Origin of the sequence: Hyphomonas sp., assembly GCF_046313735.1 — a bacterium.
Taxonomy (GTDB): domain Bacteria; phylum Pseudomonadota; class Alphaproteobacteria; order Caulobacterales; family Hyphomonadaceae; genus Hyphomonas.
The window spans coordinates 138,758-156,879 of the sequence record NZ_JBKBXW010000002.1; the positions used below are offsets into that span (position 1 = coordinate 138,758).

Annotated in this window: 16 protein-coding genes; 7 read left to right on the top strand and 9 right to left on the bottom strand. The window is 66.2% G+C overall.

Annotated elements, in window-relative coordinates; all coding sequences use genetic code 11:
- Positions 1-15 precede the first annotated feature (15 nt).
- The 5 genes from ACK4SV_RS01840 to ACK4SV_RS01860 all read right to left on the bottom strand — a co-directional run bounded on the left by ACK4SV_RS01840 (position 16) and on the right by ACK4SV_RS01860 (position 6,001).
- The gene (locus ACK4SV_RS01840; protein ID WP_409916081.1) at positions 16-1,059 is read right to left on the bottom strand and encodes a class I SAM-dependent methyltransferase; all 1,044 of its coding nucleotides are present in this window, start codon (positions 1,057-1,059) and stop codon (positions 16-18) included.
- Between the two features lie 87 nt (positions 1,060-1,146).
- The gene (locus ACK4SV_RS01845; RefSeq protein WP_409916082.1) at positions 1,147-2,397 is read right to left on the bottom strand and encodes an acetyl-CoA C-acetyltransferase; all 1,251 of its coding nucleotides are present in this window, start codon (positions 2,395-2,397) and stop codon (positions 1,147-1,149) included.
- A 140-nt stretch (positions 2,398-2,537) separates the two neighbouring features.
- The gene (locus ACK4SV_RS01850; RefSeq protein WP_409916083.1) at positions 2,538-3,344 is read right to left on the bottom strand and encodes a class I SAM-dependent methyltransferase; all 807 of its coding nucleotides are present in this window, start codon (positions 3,342-3,344) and stop codon (positions 2,538-2,540) included.
- Positions 3,345-3,440: 96 nt separating this feature from the next.
- Complete coding sequence (gene dnaJ / locus ACK4SV_RS01855; RefSeq protein ID WP_409916084.1) at positions 3,441-4,607, bottom strand: molecular chaperone DnaJ; 1,167 nt, start codon at positions 4,605-4,607, stop codon at positions 3,441-3,443.
- Positions 4,608-4,702: 95 nt separating this feature from the next.
- Positions 4,703-6,001, bottom strand: coding sequence for a penicillin-binding protein activator (locus tag ACK4SV_RS01860; protein WP_409916085.1), 1,299 nt, complete (start codon positions 5,999-6,001; stop codon positions 4,703-4,705).
- A 47-nt stretch (positions 6,002-6,048) separates the two neighbouring features.
- Here ACK4SV_RS01860 and rsmI point away from each other — a divergent pair, with 47 nt between their 5' ends.
- Both rsmI and ACK4SV_RS01870 read left to right on the top strand, forming a co-directional pair.
- Complete coding sequence (rsmI, locus tag ACK4SV_RS01865; RefSeq protein WP_409916086.1) at positions 6,049-6,927, top strand: 16S rRNA (cytidine(1402)-2'-O)-methyltransferase; 879 nt, start codon at positions 6,049-6,051, stop codon at positions 6,925-6,927.
- Positions 6,914-7,285, top strand: coding sequence for a YraN family protein (locus tag ACK4SV_RS01870; protein WP_409916087.1), 372 nt, complete (start codon positions 6,914-6,916; stop codon positions 7,283-7,285). Before rsmI ends, ACK4SV_RS01870 begins: the two co-directional genes overlap by 14 nt.
- An 18-nt stretch (positions 7,286-7,303) precedes the next feature.
- Here ACK4SV_RS01870 and ACK4SV_RS01875 read toward each other — a convergent pair whose 3' ends face one another.
- On the bottom strand, positions 7,304-7,726 hold the full coding sequence (locus ACK4SV_RS01875; RefSeq protein WP_409916088.1) for a c-type cytochrome: 423 nt from the start codon (positions 7,724-7,726) through the stop codon (positions 7,304-7,306).
- A 189-nt stretch (positions 7,727-7,915) separates the two neighbouring features.
- On the opposite strand from ACK4SV_RS01875, the gene ACK4SV_RS01880 reads away from it, so the two are divergent.
- The 5 genes from ACK4SV_RS01880 (at position 7,916) to ACK4SV_RS01900 (ending at position 15,717) form a co-directional block, all read left to right on the top strand.
- A complete protein-coding gene (locus ACK4SV_RS01880) occupies positions 7,916-9,922 on the top strand; it encodes a transglycosylase domain-containing protein (protein ID WP_409916089.1) in 2,007 nt (668 codons plus the stop codon).
- Between the two features lie 78 nt (positions 9,923-10,000).
- A complete protein-coding gene (locus ACK4SV_RS01885) occupies positions 10,001-10,432 on the top strand; it encodes a MaoC family dehydratase (RefSeq protein ID WP_409916090.1) in 432 nt (143 codons plus the stop codon).
- Positions 10,432-11,352, top strand: coding sequence for a riboflavin biosynthesis protein RibF (ribF, locus tag ACK4SV_RS01890; RefSeq protein WP_409916091.1), 921 nt, complete (start codon positions 10,432-10,434; stop codon positions 11,350-11,352). Before ACK4SV_RS01885 ends, ribF begins: the two co-directional genes overlap by 1 nt.
- 228 nt (positions 11,353-11,580) lie before the next feature.
- Positions 11,581-14,709, top strand: coding sequence for an isoleucine--tRNA ligase (ileS, locus tag ACK4SV_RS01895; RefSeq protein WP_409916092.1), 3,129 nt, complete (start codon positions 11,581-11,583; stop codon positions 14,707-14,709).
- 57 nt (positions 14,710-14,766) lie between these two features.
- On the top strand, positions 14,767-15,717 hold the full coding sequence (locus ACK4SV_RS01900; RefSeq protein ID WP_409916093.1) for a rhodanese-related sulfurtransferase: 951 nt from the start codon (positions 14,767-14,769) through the stop codon (positions 15,715-15,717).
- Here ACK4SV_RS01900 and ACK4SV_RS01905 read toward each other — a convergent pair.
- The 3 genes from ACK4SV_RS01905 to ACK4SV_RS01915 form a co-directional block, all read right to left on the bottom strand.
- On the bottom strand, positions 15,701-16,669 hold the full coding sequence (locus ACK4SV_RS01905) for a hypothetical protein (RefSeq protein WP_409916094.1): 969 nt from the start codon (positions 16,667-16,669) through the stop codon (positions 15,701-15,703). The two genes, ACK4SV_RS01900 and ACK4SV_RS01905, sit on opposite strands and share 17 nt — an antisense overlap.
- A 150-nt stretch (positions 16,670-16,819) precedes the next feature.
- A complete protein-coding gene (locus tag ACK4SV_RS01910; RefSeq protein ID WP_409916095.1) occupies positions 16,820-17,389 on the bottom strand; it encodes a hypothetical protein in 570 nt (189 codons plus the stop codon).
- On the bottom strand, positions 17,389-18,108 hold the full coding sequence (locus ACK4SV_RS01915; protein ID WP_409916096.1) for a TlpA family protein disulfide reductase: 720 nt from the start codon (positions 18,106-18,108) through the stop codon (positions 17,389-17,391). Before ACK4SV_RS01915 ends, ACK4SV_RS01910 begins: the two co-directional genes overlap by 1 nt.
- Between the last annotated feature and the right edge of the window lie 14 nt (positions 18,109-18,122).

Genomic DNA, 18,122 nt, shown 5'->3' on the forward strand with positions numbered 1-18,122 from the left:
GCTGGCGTGTATCCTTCATTTGCGGCGCTTTGGCTTCTCGGCCCGGATGATCTTGTAGCCGGCTTCGTCCTCGATCATCTCGTGCGCGCGGAAACAGGCGCTGAGTTCTGCCTCATACGGAAGATGCCGGTTGGCGACCAGCCAGAGCGTGCCGGAGGGCTTCAGGCAGGCCGCCGCTGCGCGGATGAAGGCGCGGCCAAGCTCTGCATTGTCGGCGCGCCCGGTATGGAAGGGCGGGTTCATCACGGCAAAGTTGTAGGTGGAGGCGGGCAGGTCCTTGAGGACATCAGCCCACTGAGCAGTGTAGCGGCCTTCAAACGGCTCCAGCGTACCCTCGATACAGCCCAGCGCGCGATATTCCGCCTCGAACAGGTCCATCCGTTCGATGCCCGCGCAATGGGTCAGAAGTTCGCGCGAGAGGAATCCATTGCCCGCGCCAAGGTCTGCGCCGATGCCGGTAATATGTTCGGGTACGGAATCTGCCAGCAGTTCGCTGCCCGGGTCCACCCGGTCCCAGCTGAAGAGGCCCGGGCGGCTCCAGAGGCCCGGCTCGATCTCGCGCGGGGCGTCTTCGGCAATCCAGTCCTCTGCGAGATCATGGTCGATCAGGGCGTCATGCCTGATCGTCCAGAAGGCCCGGCACTTGTTTTTCGAGAGGCTCGCCGCATCGCCGGCAATCTCGGCGAGGGTCTTTTCGGCGGTCTTGCCGCCCAGCGTGTTCGGCAGGCACGCGAGCACATAGCTGCCCTCGGGCGCTGCCAGCAGCGCGCGGGCATAGAGCGCGCGCGCCTGGTCGCGCTGGCGGGGCGGCAGGATGATCGTCAGGCGCGCCTCGGGAATATCGACGCTGTCCGGCGCCAGCACGGTGTAGCCCGCCGCGCTCAGCGCATCATGGGCGGGCTTGAGGCTGGTGCGCAGGACCAGGCGCTCCTGCGGCAGCCGCGACAGCCAGGGCCCCGGCTCGGCATTCAGCACAAGGATCGGGCCGGCCTCCGCCAGGGGTACTGCGTCAGTCTCGATCGCGAGCAGCAGGGTCTCGAATACATCTTTATCCATCATCGCGGCAGCGTTAGCGGCGCTCACGCGACAAGAAAAGCCCCGCCGGTGTGATCCGGCGGGGCTTGATCCCTGTCAATCGCGGGACGATCAGGCGCTGAGGCGCTCGATGATGATGGCCGGGGCCATGCCGCCGGCGGCGCACATCGTGACGAGGCCGTAGCGCTTTTCAGACCGCTCGAGTTCGTCCAGCGCGGTGCCGATCAGGATCGAGCCGGTGGCGCCGATCGGGTGGCCGAGGGCCATGGCGCCGCCATTGATGTTCACCTTGTCGCGGTTGAGCTTCAGGTCGCGGATGAATTTCTCGGCAACGACCGAGAAAGCCTCGTTGATTTCCCAGACATCAATGTCGTCAACGCTGAGGCCGGCTTTCTCGAGCACCTTTCTCGCGGCCGGAACCGGGGCGTTCAGCATCAGCGTCGGGCAGTCGCCCATGTTCGCCGTGGCGACAATCCGGGCGCGCGGCTTCAGGCCGTGCTTCTTCATGTAGCTTTCCGAGGCGAGCAGGACGCCAGCCGACCCATCGACCACGCCGGAGGAATTGCCGGCATGGTGGACGTGCTGCATCTTGCCGGCGAGTTGCGGGTATTTCTTCTCGATCATGTTGCCATAGGTCGTGCCCTTGTCGTCGACCGGCACGTTCCAGAACATGTTGAACACGGTCTTCAGCGTCGACAGGCTTTCCATCGTCGTGCCCGGGCGCGGGAACTCTTCCTTGTCGAGGGCGAGCGAGCCATCGACGTTGTAGACCGGCACCACAGAACGGTTGAACCGGCCCTCGGCGATGGCGCGGGCGGCGCGTTCCTGGCTGACCACGGCCAGCTGGTCCACGGCGGCGCGGTCGATGCCTTCCAGCGTCGCGATGGCATCGGCGCAGCAGCCCTGCTGGGATTGCGGATGCTTTTCGCGCAGGCGCAGGTTGCCAGCATCCATCATCGGCGGGTTCTTCGGGTCAGCCGAAGCGGCGGTGTAGCTCATCATCTCGCAGCCGCCAGCGATGACGCACTGTTCCATGCCCGACATGATCTGGGCAGCGGCCAGCGACACCGTGGTGATGCCCGAGCCGCAGAACCGGTCGAGCGTCACGCCGGAGGCCTTGACGTTGTAGCCGGCATCGAGGGCGGCCATGCGGCCCATGTCGGCGCCCTGCGCGCCGCGCTGGCTGGAGGTGCCCCAGATGATGTCGTCAACAGTCTCGGTGTCGAGCTTGTTACGCTCGGCCAGGTTGCTCAGCACAGTCGCGGCGAGGTGCTGCGGGTGCATGTGGGCGAGCGCGCCCTTGCCGACCTTGCCGATGCCGCGAGGGGTGCGGCAGGCGTCAACGATAAAGGCTTCAGCCATGTTGGATCTCCCTTGAACTGTCTCTTTGGCGCGTCCGGCCGCGTCAGGAGTCTGGCTTTACGCGCACGTAAGCGTCACGGAAAGCCGTGACGCCGGGGCAGTCGCCCGGGCCTCGCGCAAGGGAAAAGGCGGGATGCGTTTCAGGGGCGCGTCAGGAAGACGTGCATGTTGTCATTGGTCAGCTGGGTCAGCACGTTTTTCAGCTCCATGCGGAAGCCGGCGGCCTCTGCCAACGCCCGCAGGTGCGGCGGGTCGAAGTAGTTGAGATGGTCCGGAAAGCGGAAGCCGCACCAGTCCACACCCCGCACCTGCCGGTTGATCGTGCCGTAATTCGGGACCTTCACATAAATCACCCCGCCGGGGCGCAGCTTGCGATAGGCAAGCTCCAGCACCGCCCGGGGCCGGGCCTCATGCTCCAGATAGGAGCGCATGATCATGCCGTCGAAGAAGCCATCCTCGAATTCTGCGAGACCTTCCAGCGCCGGGGCGTGCACCACCCGGCCGCCGCGTTCGCCCATGATCCGGTTGGCAATTTCCGCGGCCTCTTTCTCGATCTCGACTCCGAAAGGGGTGAACTGGTCCGGGATCTTGTTGATCGGCCCGCAGCCCACATCAAGCACCCGGCCTGCCGAAACCCGCTCCGTGATGTACGCCCACTCATCATCCCGGGCGATGTGAAGCCGCCAGCGCGTTTTCTGGTCCAGCCAATTGACGATCGGCTGCTTTTCCTTGCGGCGGGTCTTTTCTTTTTCGAACTGCTTGGTCCAGGCGAGGTCTTCGGACAGCGCCTCATAGACGGGCGCGTCCTTCAGGAAAACAAAGCCGCAGCCTGCGCATTTCACGGTCGCCCATTCGGGATGGGAGTACGCCTCGATTTTCGGATGGTCCCCCGCCGTTTCGCAAACCGGGCATGTGCGGGCCAGCCGGTCGATGACGTTGAGCTGCATACATTCCCCTGACAGCAATGCCGGATACGGAGCATTGCCGCCGGGATTTAGTCAATCGGGATTCTGCTGCAGGCCAGCTGGCCGGCAGGCCTCAGCTCAGCTGACGCGCTTTTCGTCGCCGTCATGTCCGCCCCAGAAGCGTTTGATACGGCCGAGGAAGCCTTCGCTTTCCGGATGGCAGTCCGCGCCGGAGCATTCGCAGAACTGGCGCAGCAGGTCTTTCTGCCGGGCGGTGAGGTTCTGCGGGGTCTCGACGAACATCTCGACATAGAGGTCGCCGGTCTGGCCATTGGCCCGCACGCTGGGCATTCCCTTGCCGCGCAGGCGCAGCTTGCGGCCTGTCTGGGCGCCTTCGGGGATGGCGACGCGGGCGCGCCCGCCATCAATCGTCGGGATCTCGATATCCCCGCCGAGCGCAGCTGTCGCCATCGGCACCGGCGCGCGGCAATAGAGGTTCGGCCCGTCGCGCTCGAAGATGTCATGCTCGACGACTTCGACGAAGATATAGAGGTCGCCCTTCGGCCCGCCCGCAGAGCCGGGCTCGCCCTCGCCGGACAGGCGAATACGCATCCCGCTTTCGACCCCTGCCGGGATCTTTACCTGCAGCTTGCGCTCTTCCTTGACCTGTCCGTGCCCGCCGCAGGTCTTGCAGGGCTTGCGGATGATCTGGCCGCGGCCCTGGCAGATATGGCAGGTGCGCTCCATCGTGAAGAAGCCCTGCTGGGCGCGCACGCGGCCATGGCCGCCGCAGGTCTCACAGGTTTCCGGCTTGGTGCCGGGGGCCGCGCCGGTGCCGTCGCACGGCTTGCAGCTGACGGCCTGGGGCACATGGATGGTCTCGTCCTTGCCGGCGAAAGCCTCTTCCAGCGTGATTTCAAGGTCATAGCGCAGGTCTGCGCCGCGTTGCGGCCCGCTGCGCCGGCGCCCGCCGGCAGAGGCAAAACCGCCGCCGAACACCTGGCTGAAAAGGTCCTGGAAGATGTCTTCGGGATTCACGCCCTGTCCGAAGGGATTGCCGCCGCCCGCGCCGCCGCCATTCTCGAACGCGGCATGGCCGAACCGGTCATAGGCGGCACGTTTCTGGGCATCGGAGAGAACCGCATAGGCCTCGCCGACTTCCTTGAACTTGTCCTCAGCCGTCGTATCGCCCGGATTCTGGTCGGGGTGATACTTCATCGCCAGCTTGCGATAGGCCGATTTCAGCGTTTTCTCGTCGGCGCCGCGTTCAACGCCGAGCACTTCATAATAGTCGCGCTTGCTCATGGATTGGCTGCCGCCTGAAATTTACTCGCCCTGGCGGGTCATTTGGGGCGGCGGGCCCGGCCGTGCAAGGGCCGGGCATACATACCCGTGATGTGTCAGCTGCCGCCTGGCGGGAAGGTCGTGATGCCCCGTTCCACCACTTCTGCCGTGCCGCCCCGGATCTGCTTCACCGCCAGGCCCCGCTCGGCCGTGCCGTCCAGCCGGAACCGGAACAGGCCGTTCACCCCCATGAAGCCCTGCGGATCGGTGAGTTCAGAGTGCAGGATACGCCCATCCTCGGCGAGGCTGATCGCCATGGCGGCGGCATCATAGGCGGCCGCCGCAAGGTCCGACGGGCGCCGGCCATAGATCCGGTTGAACGTCTCCTGGAAGGCAGAGAGGTTGTCCGGGTCGCGGGTCGCGAAAACTGCCCCTTCCAGTGCCGGCTCGCGCCAGATCGTGGGGTCATCCCAGACGCTGGTGCCGAGCAGGCGAACCCGGTTGAGGTCTACGCCGTTGACAATCAGCAGGGGCGCGACCGACAGGAGCGTCACGCCGCGCTCAGGGATCAGCACGCCGATCCGGTTGTTCTGAGAGCCGCCGAGTGACCGGATCACCCCGGAAATCGACCGCGCCTGTGCGGCGGCGCCTTCACCGGGGGAATAGAAGCCGGTTGCGGCCACGGTCCAGCCATTCCGGGCGGCTTCGGCGCGCATGGCGGCCTCGACCTGCCGGCCATAGGCGCTGTCCGGGCCGAGGAACACGAATGTCCGTGTGCCGCGTGTTGCTGCGTGGCCCATCACCCGGATCACTTCTTCCTCCGGCAGCACGGAGGCGAGGTACACCCCGCCGCCGGCCACGGTCCGGTCATTCGAGAAGGCGACCACGGGCACGGATTTCCGGCGCGCCGCTTCCTTCACGCCCCCGACATTCCCGCCGAGCAGCGGGCCAAGGATCACATCGGCGCCATTGCGGATCGCTTCGTCGGCACGCGCCTCGGCTGTGGAGGCGACGCCGGCGGTATCCATCGGCATGATCAGGAAGTCGTTGCCGCCGAATTCGAACAGCGCCAGCTCGATGCCCGCCAGCATGCTCTCCGCTTCGGTGCGCACATTCGCGCTCGAATGGGTGAAGGGCAGCAGCACGGCCGCGCGCTTCACATCCCGGCCGCGCATGAACTCCGGCGTCAGGCCGCCATCATCGCGCGCGATCGGCGACAGCCAGTCATCATCATACGCTTCGCCCGGTGCCGGCTGGATGACCTGGCCCGTGACCGGGTCGACGCGCGGCTGGCCGGAGCCGATCTGCACCGGCGGGCGGGCAGGCTGGGTGGCACAGGCCGCTGCCATCAGCAGGGTTGCCAGCACAAGACTTGGCGCCTTCAGTTTCCTGAGTAAGGGTGGCAGAAATGTCATCTCGTCTTCCTTCTGACTCCGGCGCGATTCCCGACCCGGCGGACTCTATGGCCGGGGCCGGTCACGGGCAACAGGCGGTTGCGGCTTCGCCGGGCCTCTATGTCGTTTCAACGCCCATCGGCAACCTGCGCGACATCACGCTGCGCGCGCTGGACATCCTCGCTGCCGCCGATGAGGTGCTGGCGGAAGACACCCGCGTCGCGGCAAAGCTCCTCTCCGCCTATGGGCTTAAGGCCCGGCTGAGCCCCTACCATGACCATAACGGGGCGGAACGGAGGCCGGTGATCCTCGCCCGCCTCGCCGAGGGCGCGCGGATCGCGCTGATCTCGGATGCCGGCACGCCGCTCGTGTCCGATCCGGGCTGGAAACTTGTTCATGAGGCGCTGGACGCGGGCATCAGGGTCTATCCGGTGCCGGGTGCCTCGGCGATGCTCGCCGGCCTCGTCGCCAGCGGCCTGCCAAGCGACCGGTTCATGTTCGCAGGCTTCCTGCCGCCAAAACAAGGCGCCCGCCGCGCGGCACTTCAGGCGCTGAAACATGTGCCGGCCACGCTCATCTTCTATGAAAGCGGGCCGCGTCTTGCCGATAGCCTCGGGGATATGGCCGCAACGCTCGGGCCGGGCAGGCAGGGGGCGGTCACCCGCGAGCTGACCAAACTGTTCGAGGAAACGCGCCGCGGCACCCTGCAGGACCTCGCCGATCACTACACCGCCGCAGGCCCGCCGAGGGGAGAGATCGTCCTGCTCGCCGGCCCGCCGCTGGAACAGGCCGCGAGCGCTGCCGATCTCGACGCTGCCCTGAAAGATGCGCTCGCCTCCATGCCCACCAAGCAGGCTGCGGAGACGGTGGCCGAAGCCCTTAGCCTGCCGCGCCGGGAAGTCTACCAGCGCGCGCTGAAGCTCAGATCCGGCGATGCGGAAGGCTGAGCGCCGCGCTGCGGAAATCCGGGGCCGCATGGCCGAGCGCCGCGCGGCGTTGTGGCTGCGCCTGAAGGGCTATTCGATCCTCGCTGCCCGCGTGAAGCTGCCGGTCGGCGAGATCGACCTCGTAGCCCGCAAGGGCAAGCTCATCGCCTTCATCGAGGTCAAGGCCCGCACCCGGCAGGAAGATGCCCTCGGCGCCGTGACACAGCAGTCATGGCAGCGGATCTCCCGCGCTGCCGAAGCCTGGATGTCGGCCCGCCCGCGCTATGCCGACCATGGCTGGCGCTACGACCTGATCGCCCTCGCGCCGGGACGGATGCCCCGGCACATCCGCGATGCCTGGCGGCCCGGCCTGGCGTGAGGGCCTCGCCTGAGCCGCTCAGCCCGGCGGGGTTTCCTGGATCGAGATGAGGTAGGCGAGCAGCACATCCATCCCCAGCGGCCCGAAGACGAAGTCGGGCATGTCCTGATGGCCGACATGGATGCCGGCTCGGAAATCCTCGGCGAGATTTTCGGGCGGGTAGAGCGAGAGCACATAGCGCAGCGGCGGCGCATCCCCGCGCAGGCTGTCATCCCCGTTGAGGCCATGGCAGATCGCACAGTGCGACTGGGCAATCGCCTTGCCATCGGAAATCGAGGCCTCGTCATACGGAATGCCCAGCGCTTCAGCATCAAACATGGGGCCTGTTGCGGCCACTTCAGCCGGTGGCTCCGGCGGGGCCAGCGGCGGCGGGGCCTCCTCCCGCGCACAGGCCGCAGCGGACAGGATCAGGGCGGCAGCAGTCAGGGTCAAAAGGCGCATCGGCGGTCTCCTCCTCGGCCAGCGACTCAAGTGCCTCTGGCAGCTCCGATGATGAGCATACCTGTTTCCGGCGGCCTGCCTAAGCCCTAAAATCCCCTAGCTGGCCGCGCGCCTTCACCCTGCCGTAATCTTCTCCCAGTTAGGCTCGCCAATCAGACCTCGTTCCAGCCAGGCCGGGCCAATCCCTCGATGACCCAGACCCCGCAGCCTCCACCCATCCCGCGCGTCGTCCGTGTGACGCTGCCGGCGGCTGAGCCGCGCCGGATCACGCCGCTGCGGGCGGGGCTGATCGTGGTGGCCTTGCTGCTTCTCGGCGCGGGCGGCTGGGCACTGTGGAAATGGCACAGCCTGACCTCCGGCGCGCCGACCCTGCCGCCGGTCGCTGACCTCTGGCAGGCGCAGAGGGAGCCGGGCCTCGAATTCCTCGACATGAACAGCCATACGCTGTCCGTCCGCGGGCCCCGGTATGGCCGCGCCGTGGATGTCACCCGCCTGCCGAAACATGTGCCGCAGGCCTTCATCGCCGCAGAAGACAAGCGCTTCTATGAGCATGACGGCGCAGATGAGGCCGCCATCGCGCGCGCCGCCCTGTCCAACGCCAAGGCCGGCGAGACCGTCTCGGGCGCCTCGACCATCACCCAGCAGCTGGTCAAGAACCTCGTCCTCGACTCCCGCCAGACGATGGAGCGCAAGGCGCAGGAAATCACCCTTGCCCGCCAGCTGGAAAAGGAGATGAGCAAGGATGAAATCCTGACGCTCTATCTCAACCGCATCTATTTCGGCGCCGGGCTCTATGGGATCGATGCCGCCTCGCGCTTCTATTTCGGCAAGCCGCCGGAGGAGCTGAACATCCCCGAAGCCGCGCTGCTGGCAGCCCTGCCCAAGGCGCCCTCGCGCCTGAACCTGCGCGACAATCTCGGCGGCGCCAAGGCGCGCCAGCTCTATGTGCTGCGCGAAATGGAGGCCGAACGCTTCATCTCGCGCGAGCAGGCCGCCGCCGCGCGCGAGGCTGACGTGCACATCATCGAGCCGCCGCGCTTTGACCCGCAATTCGGTTATGTGCTGGACGTCGCCACCGAACAGGTCCGCACGCTGGTGCCGGACCTGCCGGGCGATGCCATCATCACCCTGACCATCGACCCGAGGGTGCAGCTTGCGATGCAGGCCGCCATCGCCGCACGCATGGGCAAGGACGGCGCAGCGGTGTCCGCCACGCAGGCCTCCGCCCTGATCCTCGACCGGGAAGGCCGCGTTGTCGCGATGACCGGCGGGGTCGATTACACAACCTCGCCCTTCAACCGCGCAGTCCAGGCCCGCCGCCAGCCGGGCTCCAGCTTCAAGCCGTTCGTCTACGCCCTCGCGCTCGAGGATGGCTACTCGCCCTATGATGTCTTCAATGACGCGCCGATCAGCTTCGGCACCTGGCGCCCGACCAATTATAACGGCGAATTCCTCGGCCTGATGACGCTGAGCGAGGCGCTCGCCCGCTCCACCAACACCGTCGCGGCCGAACTGGGCATGGAAACGAAGCCTGAGCGCGTCGCCGCGTTCGCCGCCCGATTCGGCTTCCGGAGCCAGATGCAGGCCTTCCCCTCGATCTCGCTCGGCACGCAGGAGGTCAATCTCTGGGACCTCGTCCGGGCCTATGGCGTGTTCCAGTCGGGCGGCCTGTCGACCGAGCCCTTCCTGATCCAGCGGGTCACCGATTCTCGCGGCAAGGTCTATTACGAGCGTCCGCAAGCCGCCCGCGAGCGCATCTATGCCGAGGATCTCGCCGCCGAGATGAACGCCATGATGATCCGCGTGATCACCGCCTCGTTCGGCACCGGCGGGCGGGCCCGCGTCCCCGGCTGGACTGTGGCAGGCAAGACCGGCACCAGCCAGGACTGGCGGGACGCGTGGTTTGTCGGCTTCACGGCCGCCTATACGGGCGGGGTCTGGGTCGGCAATGATGATGACAGCCCCATGCGGCGCGTGACCGGCGGCAGCCTTCCGGCCGACATCTGGGCCGACATCATGCGCATCGCCCATGAGGGCCAGCAGCCCGAGGCCTTGATCGGCGCCAGCCGCGCCGTGGCGCTGCACCCCGAGGCCGAGCGGCGCATCACCTTCTATCGCGGCATGGCGCAGGCCTTCGCCGCCGCCTCCGGCCAGGCCCGCACCGCCAGCACAGCCAACCCCCGCCGCGTGGAATAGCCTTCACCGCCGGGGGTGACGAGCCGCGCGGGCGCGTGTAACGGAAACTCCGGACCCATTCAGGAGCAGACCGGCCGCATGACCCAGTTCACCGGATACAAGTTCGAGGATCTCGAAATCGGACAGGCGCACGAAACCGTGCACACCATCACCGAGAACGACATCCAGCGCTTTGCCGAAGTTTCCGGCGATTACAACCCGTTACACATGTCCGACGAATTCGCCGCCGGCACCATCTTCGGCAAGCGCATCGCCCATGGCGCGCTGACGGCAAGCTACATTTCCGGCATCCTGGGCAACAACCTGCCGGGCCCGGGGGCGATCTTTGTGGGCCTGTCCATGCGCTTCAAACGCCCCGTTCACATCGGCGACACCGTCACCGTGCGCGCCGAAGTGGCTGAGAAGCAGCCGCGCGGCAACCGCGTGACGCTGAAGGTCGAGTGCATCGTCGAAGGCAAGCGCGTGATCACCGGGGAAGCCGAAGTCGTCGCGCCGAGCCGGGAGGGCTGATGCCGGTCTTTGCCGATTATCGCGGCCTGCCCCCGGACGCCCGGGGCTGTTCGGTCGCGCTCGGCAATTTCGACGGCGTCCATGCCGGCCATCTTGCGGTGATTGCGGCGGCGCGGGCCGCCGGGCATGGCCGCTTCGCTGCCGCCACCTTCGAGCCGCCGCCGCGCGCCTATTTCCGCCCCGGCGACCCGCCTTTCCGCATCTTCCGGCCGGAACGCCGCAATGCGGCCCTGACGGCTGCGGGCGCGGCGCACGTCTATGAGCTGCCCTTCAATGGCGAGATGGCGGCGATGACGGATGAAGGCTTCGTCCGGCAGGTGCTGGTGGACGGGCTGGGCGTTTCGCACATCTCGGTCGGGTTCGACTTCCGTTTCGGGCGCGGCCGTATGGGCCATGCCGAGCGGCTGTCGAGCCTTGGCCGGGCGTTCGGCTTTGGCGTCACGATCGTCGAGCCGGTCGAAAGTCACGGCGCCAAGGCTTCCTCCACCGCGATCCGGCAGGCGCTGATGGCGGGCGAGCCGGATCTCGCCGCCGAAATGCTGGGCAGCCCGTGGACCGCGGACGGCATCATCGAGAGCGGCGAGCGCAATGGCCGCAATCTCGGCTTTCCCACCGCCAATCTCCAGCTTGGCACGCTGATCCACCCCAAGCATGGGGTCTATGCCGTGCGCGCCCGCATCGAGGGCGAGGCAGACTGGCGCGATGGGGTGGCCAATTTCGGCCGCACGCCCACCACCGGCCTGCGCGACCCGCTGCTGGAAACCCACATCTTCGACTTCTCCGGCGACATCTATGGCCGCTGGCTGGAAGTGCAGCTCATCGCCTGGCTGCGCCCGGAGCTGAAATTCGACAGCCTCGAGGCCATGATCGCCCAGATGCACAAGGATGCCGAGGCGGCGCGCAAGATCCTGAAAGCCTGACAATGACCGGCCAGATGACCCGGCCGCCAAGGTTCTGCAGGGGTGACAGCGACCTGCCGGTCATGCTAACCGCCAGCGCCATGGAACAGGCACGGGCGCTCCCGATTTCTCGAATTAGCGGCCCGGCCGCCGGCTGAAGCCTTTTCTTCAGCGGTGGCCGGGTAAGTTCGTTTGCCCCCAATCCTTCAACCGGTGCCGCCGCTGCCCCCCATCTGAATGACCAGAGACATGACCGAGTCCCAGACGACCCGCGACTATCGCGATACGCTGTTCCTGCCGACCACCGAGTTTCCCATGCGCGGCGGCCTGCCCAAGGCCGAGCCGGAATGGATCAAACGCTGGGATGAGCTGAAACTGTATGAAAAGCTGCGCGCAGACGCGAAAGCGCGGGGCGCGGCGCCCTTTATCCTGCATGACGGCCCGCCTTACGCCAACGGCCACATCCACCTCGGCACGGCGCTCAACAAGATCATCAAGGACATCATCGTCCGCTCCCACCAGATGCAGGGCTTTGACGCCTCCTACCTTCCGGGCTGGGACTGTCATGGCCTGCCCATCGAATGGAAGGTGGAGGAGGAGTTCCGGAGCAAGAACCGCCCGAAGGACAGTGTGCCTGCGGATGAATTCCGCGCCGCCTGCCGGGCGTACGCGGAGCATTGGGTGGGCGTGCAGAAGGCCGAATTCCGCGCCCTCGGCATCGAGGGGGAATGGGACAATCCCTACCTCACCATGGCGTTCGAGAGCGAGGCGGCCATCGTCTCGGAATTCCTCGACATGGCGATGAAAGGCGGCCTCGTGCGCGGCGCCAAGCCGATCATGTGGTCGCCTGTTGAGCGCACTGCGCTGGCCGAAGCGGAGGTGGAATACCACGACCGGAAAGTGCCGGTGGTGTGGGTGAAGTTTCCTTGGGGTGGTTCGTTCTTTGCGTCTGAGCCTGGTGTTCCTGAGTGGGCAAAACTTGCTGCAGGTGCCAGCGTAGTCATATGGACAACGACGCCTTGGACCATCCCTGCAAACCAAGCGATCAGCTTCAATCCGTCGGTTGAGTACAGCGTTTTTGAAGTCGATGAAGTTTTCACTGCTGAAGAACTAGGTTTTCCACCGTACGCTCAAGTCGGTGAAAAACTTATCGTCGCCAATGCGCTTGTTCAGTCTGTTATGGAATCCGCTAAAGTTAAGCGGTTCCATCCTGTCACTGCGGTGAATCCGCGTGACTTGCTTGTTTGTACACATCCATTCGCAAAAGCTGCTTGGGCAGGTGATTTCTGGGACCAACAACGCATACCAATGTTGCCCGGCGATCATGTTACGGACGAAGCCGGAACTGGATTTGTACATACTGCGCCAGCCCACGGTGAAGACGACTTTGGCGTATGGGTGGAACAGCTCCCTCTATTTAACCTTACGCACAGAGAGCAGATTGGAGCTAAAGTTCGATCAGATATTCGCCAGATCGTCGATCCAGATGGGCGGTATACGGACGAAGTGCCCGAGCCTCTTCGCGGGCTCGACATCATCGTCACCTCCGGCAAGAAGCGCGGCGAGGCGGGGAAGGCGAACAATGAAGTCATCCGCCTGCTCGCCGAGTCCGGCAACCTGCTCGCGCGCGGCATCACCACGATCCGTGACGCGCATTCCTGGCGTTCCAAAGCCCCCGTCATCCGCCGCGCGACGCCGCAATGGTTCATCGCGATGGACAAGCCGGTGCACAATGGCAAGACGCTGCGCGAACTCGCCCTCAACGCCATCGCCGAAACCGAATTTTTCCCGCCCACCGGCCGTAACCGGCTTCAGGCCATGGTCGAAGGGCGGCCTGACTGGCTGATCTCGCGCCAGCGCAACTGGGGCGTGCCGATCACCCTGTTCGTCAACGGCGCCGGCGAGCCGCACACCGCCGCGTTGCCGAAAGAGCAAGCGGAAGTTCTCAACACCAACATCAAGGCCGCCATCGAAAAATCCGGCGTAGACGGATGGTTTGCGACGCCTATCGCAGACTTCTTCACCGGCACCGGCGTCTCGCCCGAAGGCTGGGAAAAAGTCACGGACGTCCTCGACGTCTGGTTCGATTCCGGCACAACGCACGCCTTTGCGCTCCGCAAGCGCGGCGTCATCGACGAGAAAACGGGGCAGGCGGACGTTTACATGGAAGGCTCCGACCAGCATCGCGGCTGGTTCCAGTCCTCCCTGCTGGAGGCCTGCGCCACGCGCGGCAAGGCGCCATACAAGAAGGTTGTCACCCACGGCTTCATCGTCGATGCCGACGGCAAGAAGATGTCGAAATCCATCGGCAACACGATCGAGCCGCAGGAAGTGCAGAAACAGTACGGCATCGAAATCCTCCGTATCTGGACAGCTTCGGCAGATTATCAGGAAGACCTGCGCATCTCCGACGAGATCATCAAGGGCACGGTCGAAACTTATCGCAAACTCCGCAACACGCTGCGCTACATGCTCGGCGCGCTGGAGGGCTTTGGCGAAGCCGAATCCCTTCTGTCTGCGGATTACCGGGAAGTGGTTGATCCGGGCGCGCAGCTTGGCCTGCAGGCCATGCCCGGCCTTGAGCGCTACATGCTCCACCGCCTCGCCGAACTCGATGGCCAGATCCGCAAGGCCTATGCGAATTTCGACTTCAAACGCGTGATGACGCTGCTCATCAACTTCGTGAATGTCGAGCTTTCGGCGGTCTATTTCGATGTCCGCAAGGATTCGCTCTATTGCGATCCGGCCTTCACAACGATGGCGACCTGGGATGAGGCAACCTCCGTATACGGCAATCGCCGCCGGGCCGCGCGCACGGTGATGGCCGCGACGCTGGAGCGGATGCTCGCCTGGCTCGCCCCGGTCATGCCGTTCACGACCGAGGAAGCCTTCCTGACGAGCCACCTGAAAGACACGGCCCCGTCGATCCACCTGCGCCTCTTCCCCGAAACGCCGGAAGGCTGGCTGGACGCAGAGGTGGCGGGCCGCTGGGAGAAGATTTTCGCCGTCCGCCGCGTCGTCACCGGCGCGCTGGAGGTCGAACGCCGCGAAAAGCGCATCGGCGCCTCGCTGGAAGCCGCGCCGAAAGTGTTCATTGCCGACAAGGCCCTCGTCGAAGCGTTTGCGGGCGAGGATGCAGGCGACATCTTCATCACCTCCGGCGCAGAGCTTATCCATTCCGCCGAGGTGCCCGCCGGCGCGTTCACGATGGGCGAGGCGCCGGGCATCGCCGTGGTTCCGGAGAAGGCATCCGGCGTGAAATGCCGCCGCAGCTGGAAGTATTTCGATCCGGCCGCCGCCGATCCGGATTTCCCGGACATCACGCCGCGCGACGCCCTCGCCGTGAAGGCCTGGGACAAGGCGGTCGCGGCCGGCTGAGCGCTTCCCTGCGCGCCCCGGTTTTCCGGGGCGCGCGCTTCTGCCATAAGGCGCCGCATGAGCGTTCGCATTGCCGCCTTCTACCGGTTTTTCCGCTTCCCGGACTATCAGGCCCGGCGAACGGAGATTGCCGCGCGTTTCTGCGGCCTCGGCATCCGGGGCTCGGTCCTGCTGGCCGAGGAAGGCGTCAACGGCACGATTGCCGGCAGCGCCGAGGCAATTGACGCAGCGCTCGCCTGCCTGCGCGCGCTGCCCGGCAATGAGGCGCTGGAAGCCAAGTTTTCCGAAGCGGAGGAGATGCCGTTCCCGCGCCTCAAGGTGCGCCTGAAGCGCGAGATCGTGACCATGGGTGTTCCGGGTACGGATCCCAGCCATCTCGTCGGCAGCTATGTGAAGCCGGAGGACTGGAACGCGCTGATCGCCGACCCCGATACGGTCGTCATCGACACCCGCAACGATTACGAAGTTGCCATCGGCACGTTCGATCGCGCGATTGATCCGCAGACGGAGACCTTCCGTCAGTTCCCGGACTGGTTCCGCGCCTTCCGCGAAAAGCTGGAAGCCGAAGGCCGCCGCCCGAAAATCGCGATGTTCTGCACGGGCGGCATCCGCTGCGAAAAAGCAACCAGCTTCGTCAAGGCCGAAGGCATCGAGGATGTCTACCATCTCGAAGGCGGCATCCTGAAATATCTGGAAACTGTTCCGCAGGCGGACAGCCTCTGGCGCGGGGAATGTTTCGTCTTCGATGAGCGCGTCAGTGTCGGCCACGACCTGAAGCCAGGCAACCATGCCCTTTGCCGCGCCTGCGGGCGCCCCGTCTCGGAATCAGACCGTCAGCATGCAGACTGGCAACCCGGCGTCTCCTGCCCGCATTGCGCCGGTGAGATGAGCGACGAGCAGCGCCGCCGCTTTGCCGAGCGCCAGCGCCAGATCGAGCTCGCAAAGGCGCGCGGGGCGGTTCACACCGGACCCGGCGCAGCCAGCGCGAGGATCAGTTCCAGGGATTGAAGCGCGAGGCGCCGCCGGTACCGGGCTCGCCCTCGCCGTCCGGCGCTGCATCGATCGCATTCACATTGCGGCGGGGCTCCGGAATGCCGGGGATGATGTCCGGCAGGTCCTCTGTCCCGTCGATGATCAGCGTGCGCGGCGGGGCAGGCTTGGGCTCGGGCTCTGGCGCAGCTTCCGCGAGGCTTGCGCCAGCTGCCGCATACGGAATACCCGACAGCGAGAAGCGCTGCTGCATCTGGGGCGGCGCGGCCTGGACCGGGGTTTCTTCCTGCGCCGGGGCAGGCTCGGGCGCCGGAGCAGGCGTCTCTGATTCAGCCGCTTCTGGTGCGGCAATGGGTTCAGGAGCGGGTTCTGGCGCTTCTGCGGCGGCAGGTTCATCGGGGGCTGCTTCAACGGGCAGAGCCGGCTCTGCAACAACTTCCGCAACTGGCGCTGCTTCTGCCGCCGGCTCAGGCGCCTCGGCCAGAGCAGCGGCCGGTTCCGGCGCGGGCGCAGGTTCAGCAGCCGCTTCGGCGTCGGGCGCGGCCTCGCTCTTAAGTTCGGCCGTCTCGTCGGTGGTCATGTCCGGCTCTGCGGGCGGCAGCTCCGGTTCCGCGGGCTGGGCGGCGATCGGCGCCTCGGCGGCTTCAAGCCCGGCCAGCAGCGTGCGGATCGCGCGTTCGGCGCCGCGCGCATGGCGGTGCGCTTCGCGGTAAAGCTCGCCCACGAACTGGGCATAGGGCCGGCCGGCGCTGTCGGTCTCGCCGGCGAAGTCTTCGGCGCTGCAGGTCTCGATCTCGCGGCCCAGCGCATCGGTCAGCTTCATGCCGTGCGGCTCCGGCGTCAGGATCACGCGGTAGCCTTCGGTGTCGTGCACGACCGAGGCGTCCTCCCCCTCGATCCAGGCGACCCGCTGCTTGCGGGTCATCTCGTTCAGCTTGTCGATCAGTTTCTTGGTCGAAGGATGCAGCATTCCGTTCCGCCTTTTCATCCAGTGTCCACAATTCACCCGCTTCCACCCCTAGCCGGTCACACGCGAAGTTTCAAACACCGCGTGAGGGGCAGGGGCGATGAGGGCCTCCCGCCCTGTCTGATGCAGGAATCGCGCCAGAGGCGACCGGTATCAGGGCAGTGCAGGCAGCCAGACCAGCCGGACCAGAACGGCATCTGCCGCCTCGCCCGCAAATTCGAGGCGCAGCACGGCGCCGTCCGTATTCGCCTCACAGGCGAAAGGCGGGGCGCCCGGTCCGGTCAGGGGTTCGCAGGGTGCACCGTTCAGCGCTGCGAGGGCCTCCGCCCGCCTTGTTGTGCCAGTCTGCAGCCCGCCCGGTCCCGAAATGGCCGGATGATCGGTGGCGACTTCGCCCACCAGCCCCCGCGTCCAGTCAGGCGTCAGGCGGTAGAGCGGGGCTGTGTCCCCCGGGGCGCGCACGTCAAACCGCGGCAGCTCTCCGCGCGCCGGATCTTCCAAAACGGCCACCACCTCAAGGCCGGGAAAGGCCTGCTGCACCGCCGGCAGGGTGAAAGGCGTTCGCCCCGGCAATCGGGAGGGGTCGATACGGGCGGGCTGGGGCGTATCGGCGTCGGTGCTTGCGGTCCCGTTCGCTTGAGGGGCGCCCGGTTCTGCCTCCTCGCAGGCGGTGAGCATCAACGCCGCCCCGAGGAACAGGAGCGCCGCACCGGCCCGCATCATCACTCCGCCCCTGCGCCGCGCACTGCTGCAATATCCTGCATGAAGGTCTTCACCGGCTGGTCATCGATCACGCGCAGATCCGTGCGGAAGCCGCGCACCACGCCGTCCGGCGAGACAAGCAGATAGCTCGGCGTCCAGCTGATCTGCAGCAGGTTGCGCAGGCCCGCATCATTATCCAGCACGACCCGGTCGATATGATAGCCGGCCTCGGTGAAATACCCCTCCAGCGAGCCATACCGGCCAAAGAGCTCCTCAGGCGTCGCCCGGTTGGCATTGGCGGGCACGTGGAGGGAGACGAAATCGAGGTCCGGATCCTGCGCGATCGCCCGCTCCAGCGCGGCCACATACGGCCCGTCCGCCACACAGTCGCCGCACCAGGCGCCCCAGACGTCGATCACGGTCCAGCGGGTGATATCGGCCTTGCTGAAGGTGCCGCCGTCGGAGGTCGGGGCTGTGAAGTCTGGAAGTTCCTGACCGAGCAGGGCATACTGGAAGGGCCGGCCAGCGCCGTCGCGGTAAACCCCATCGCCGCGTGTGTCGATTGCGCCCTCAGGCGGCGCGGCATTCGCGGTGATGAACCCCTCGGCCCTCGGCATGTCCGCAGCTGCCGCTGCAGGTGCAGCGGTCGCCTCCGTAGCCGCAGGGGGCGCATCGGTGGCCGGCCCGCCGCAGGCCATCAGCAGCAGGGCGGCAGCAGTCAGGGACAGGGCGTGGCGCATGGCAGACTCCTTTT

Bases quoted from the DNA above. Each gene is read 5' to 3' on its own strand.
- ribF (WP_409916091.1), top strand. From the start codon at position 10,432: ATGCCGGTCTTTGCCGATTATCGCGGCCTGCCCCCGGACGCCCGGGGC.
- ACK4SV_RS01840 (WP_409916081.1), bottom strand. From the start codon at position 1,059: ATGATGGATAAAGATGTATTCGAGACCCTGCTGCTCGCGATCGAGACT.
- ACK4SV_RS01845 (WP_409916082.1), bottom strand. From the start codon at position 2,397: ATGGCTGAAGCCTTTATCGTTGACGCCTGCCGCACCCCTCGCGGCATC.
- ACK4SV_RS01850 (WP_409916083.1), bottom strand. From the start codon at position 3,344: ATGCAGCTCAACGTCATCGACCGGCTGGCCCGCACATGCCCGGTTTGC.
- ACK4SV_RS01905 (WP_409916094.1), bottom strand. From the start codon at position 16,669: ATGCTGCATCCTTCGACCAAGAAACTGATCGACAAGCTGAACGAGATG.
- ACK4SV_RS01910 (WP_409916095.1), bottom strand. From the start codon at position 17,389: ATGATGCGGGCCGGTGCGGCGCTCCTGTTCCTCGGGGCGGCGTTGATG.
- ACK4SV_RS01875 (WP_409916088.1), bottom strand. From the start codon at position 7,726: ATGCGCCTTTTGACCCTGACTGCTGCCGCCCTGATCCTGTCCGCTGCG.
- rsmI (WP_409916086.1), top strand. From the start codon at position 6,049: ATGGCCGGGGCCGGTCACGGGCAACAGGCGGTTGCGGCTTCGCCGGGC.
- ACK4SV_RS01885 (WP_409916090.1), top strand. From the start codon at position 10,001: ATGACCCAGTTCACCGGATACAAGTTCGAGGATCTCGAAATCGGACAG.
- dnaJ (WP_409916084.1), bottom strand. From the start codon at position 4,607: ATGAGCAAGCGCGACTATTATGAAGTGCTCGGCGTTGAACGCGGCGCC.
- ACK4SV_RS01915 (WP_409916096.1), bottom strand. From the start codon at position 18,108: ATGCGCCACGCCCTGTCCCTGACTGCTGCCGCCCTGCTGCTGATGGCC.
- ACK4SV_RS01860 (WP_409916085.1), bottom strand. From the start codon at position 6,001: ATGACATTTCTGCCACCCTTACTCAGGAAACTGAAGGCGCCAAGTCTT.
- ACK4SV_RS01870 (WP_409916087.1), top strand. From the start codon at position 6,914: ATGCGGAAGGCTGAGCGCCGCGCTGCGGAAATCCGGGGCCGCATGGCC.
- ileS (WP_409916092.1), top strand. From the start codon at position 11,581: ATGACCGAGTCCCAGACGACCCGCGACTATCGCGATACGCTGTTCCTG.
- ACK4SV_RS01880 (WP_409916089.1), top strand. From the start codon at position 7,916: ATGACCCAGACCCCGCAGCCTCCACCCATCCCGCGCGTCGTCCGTGTG.
- ACK4SV_RS01900 (WP_409916093.1), top strand. From the start codon at position 14,767: ATGAGCGTTCGCATTGCCGCCTTCTACCGGTTTTTCCGCTTCCCGGAC.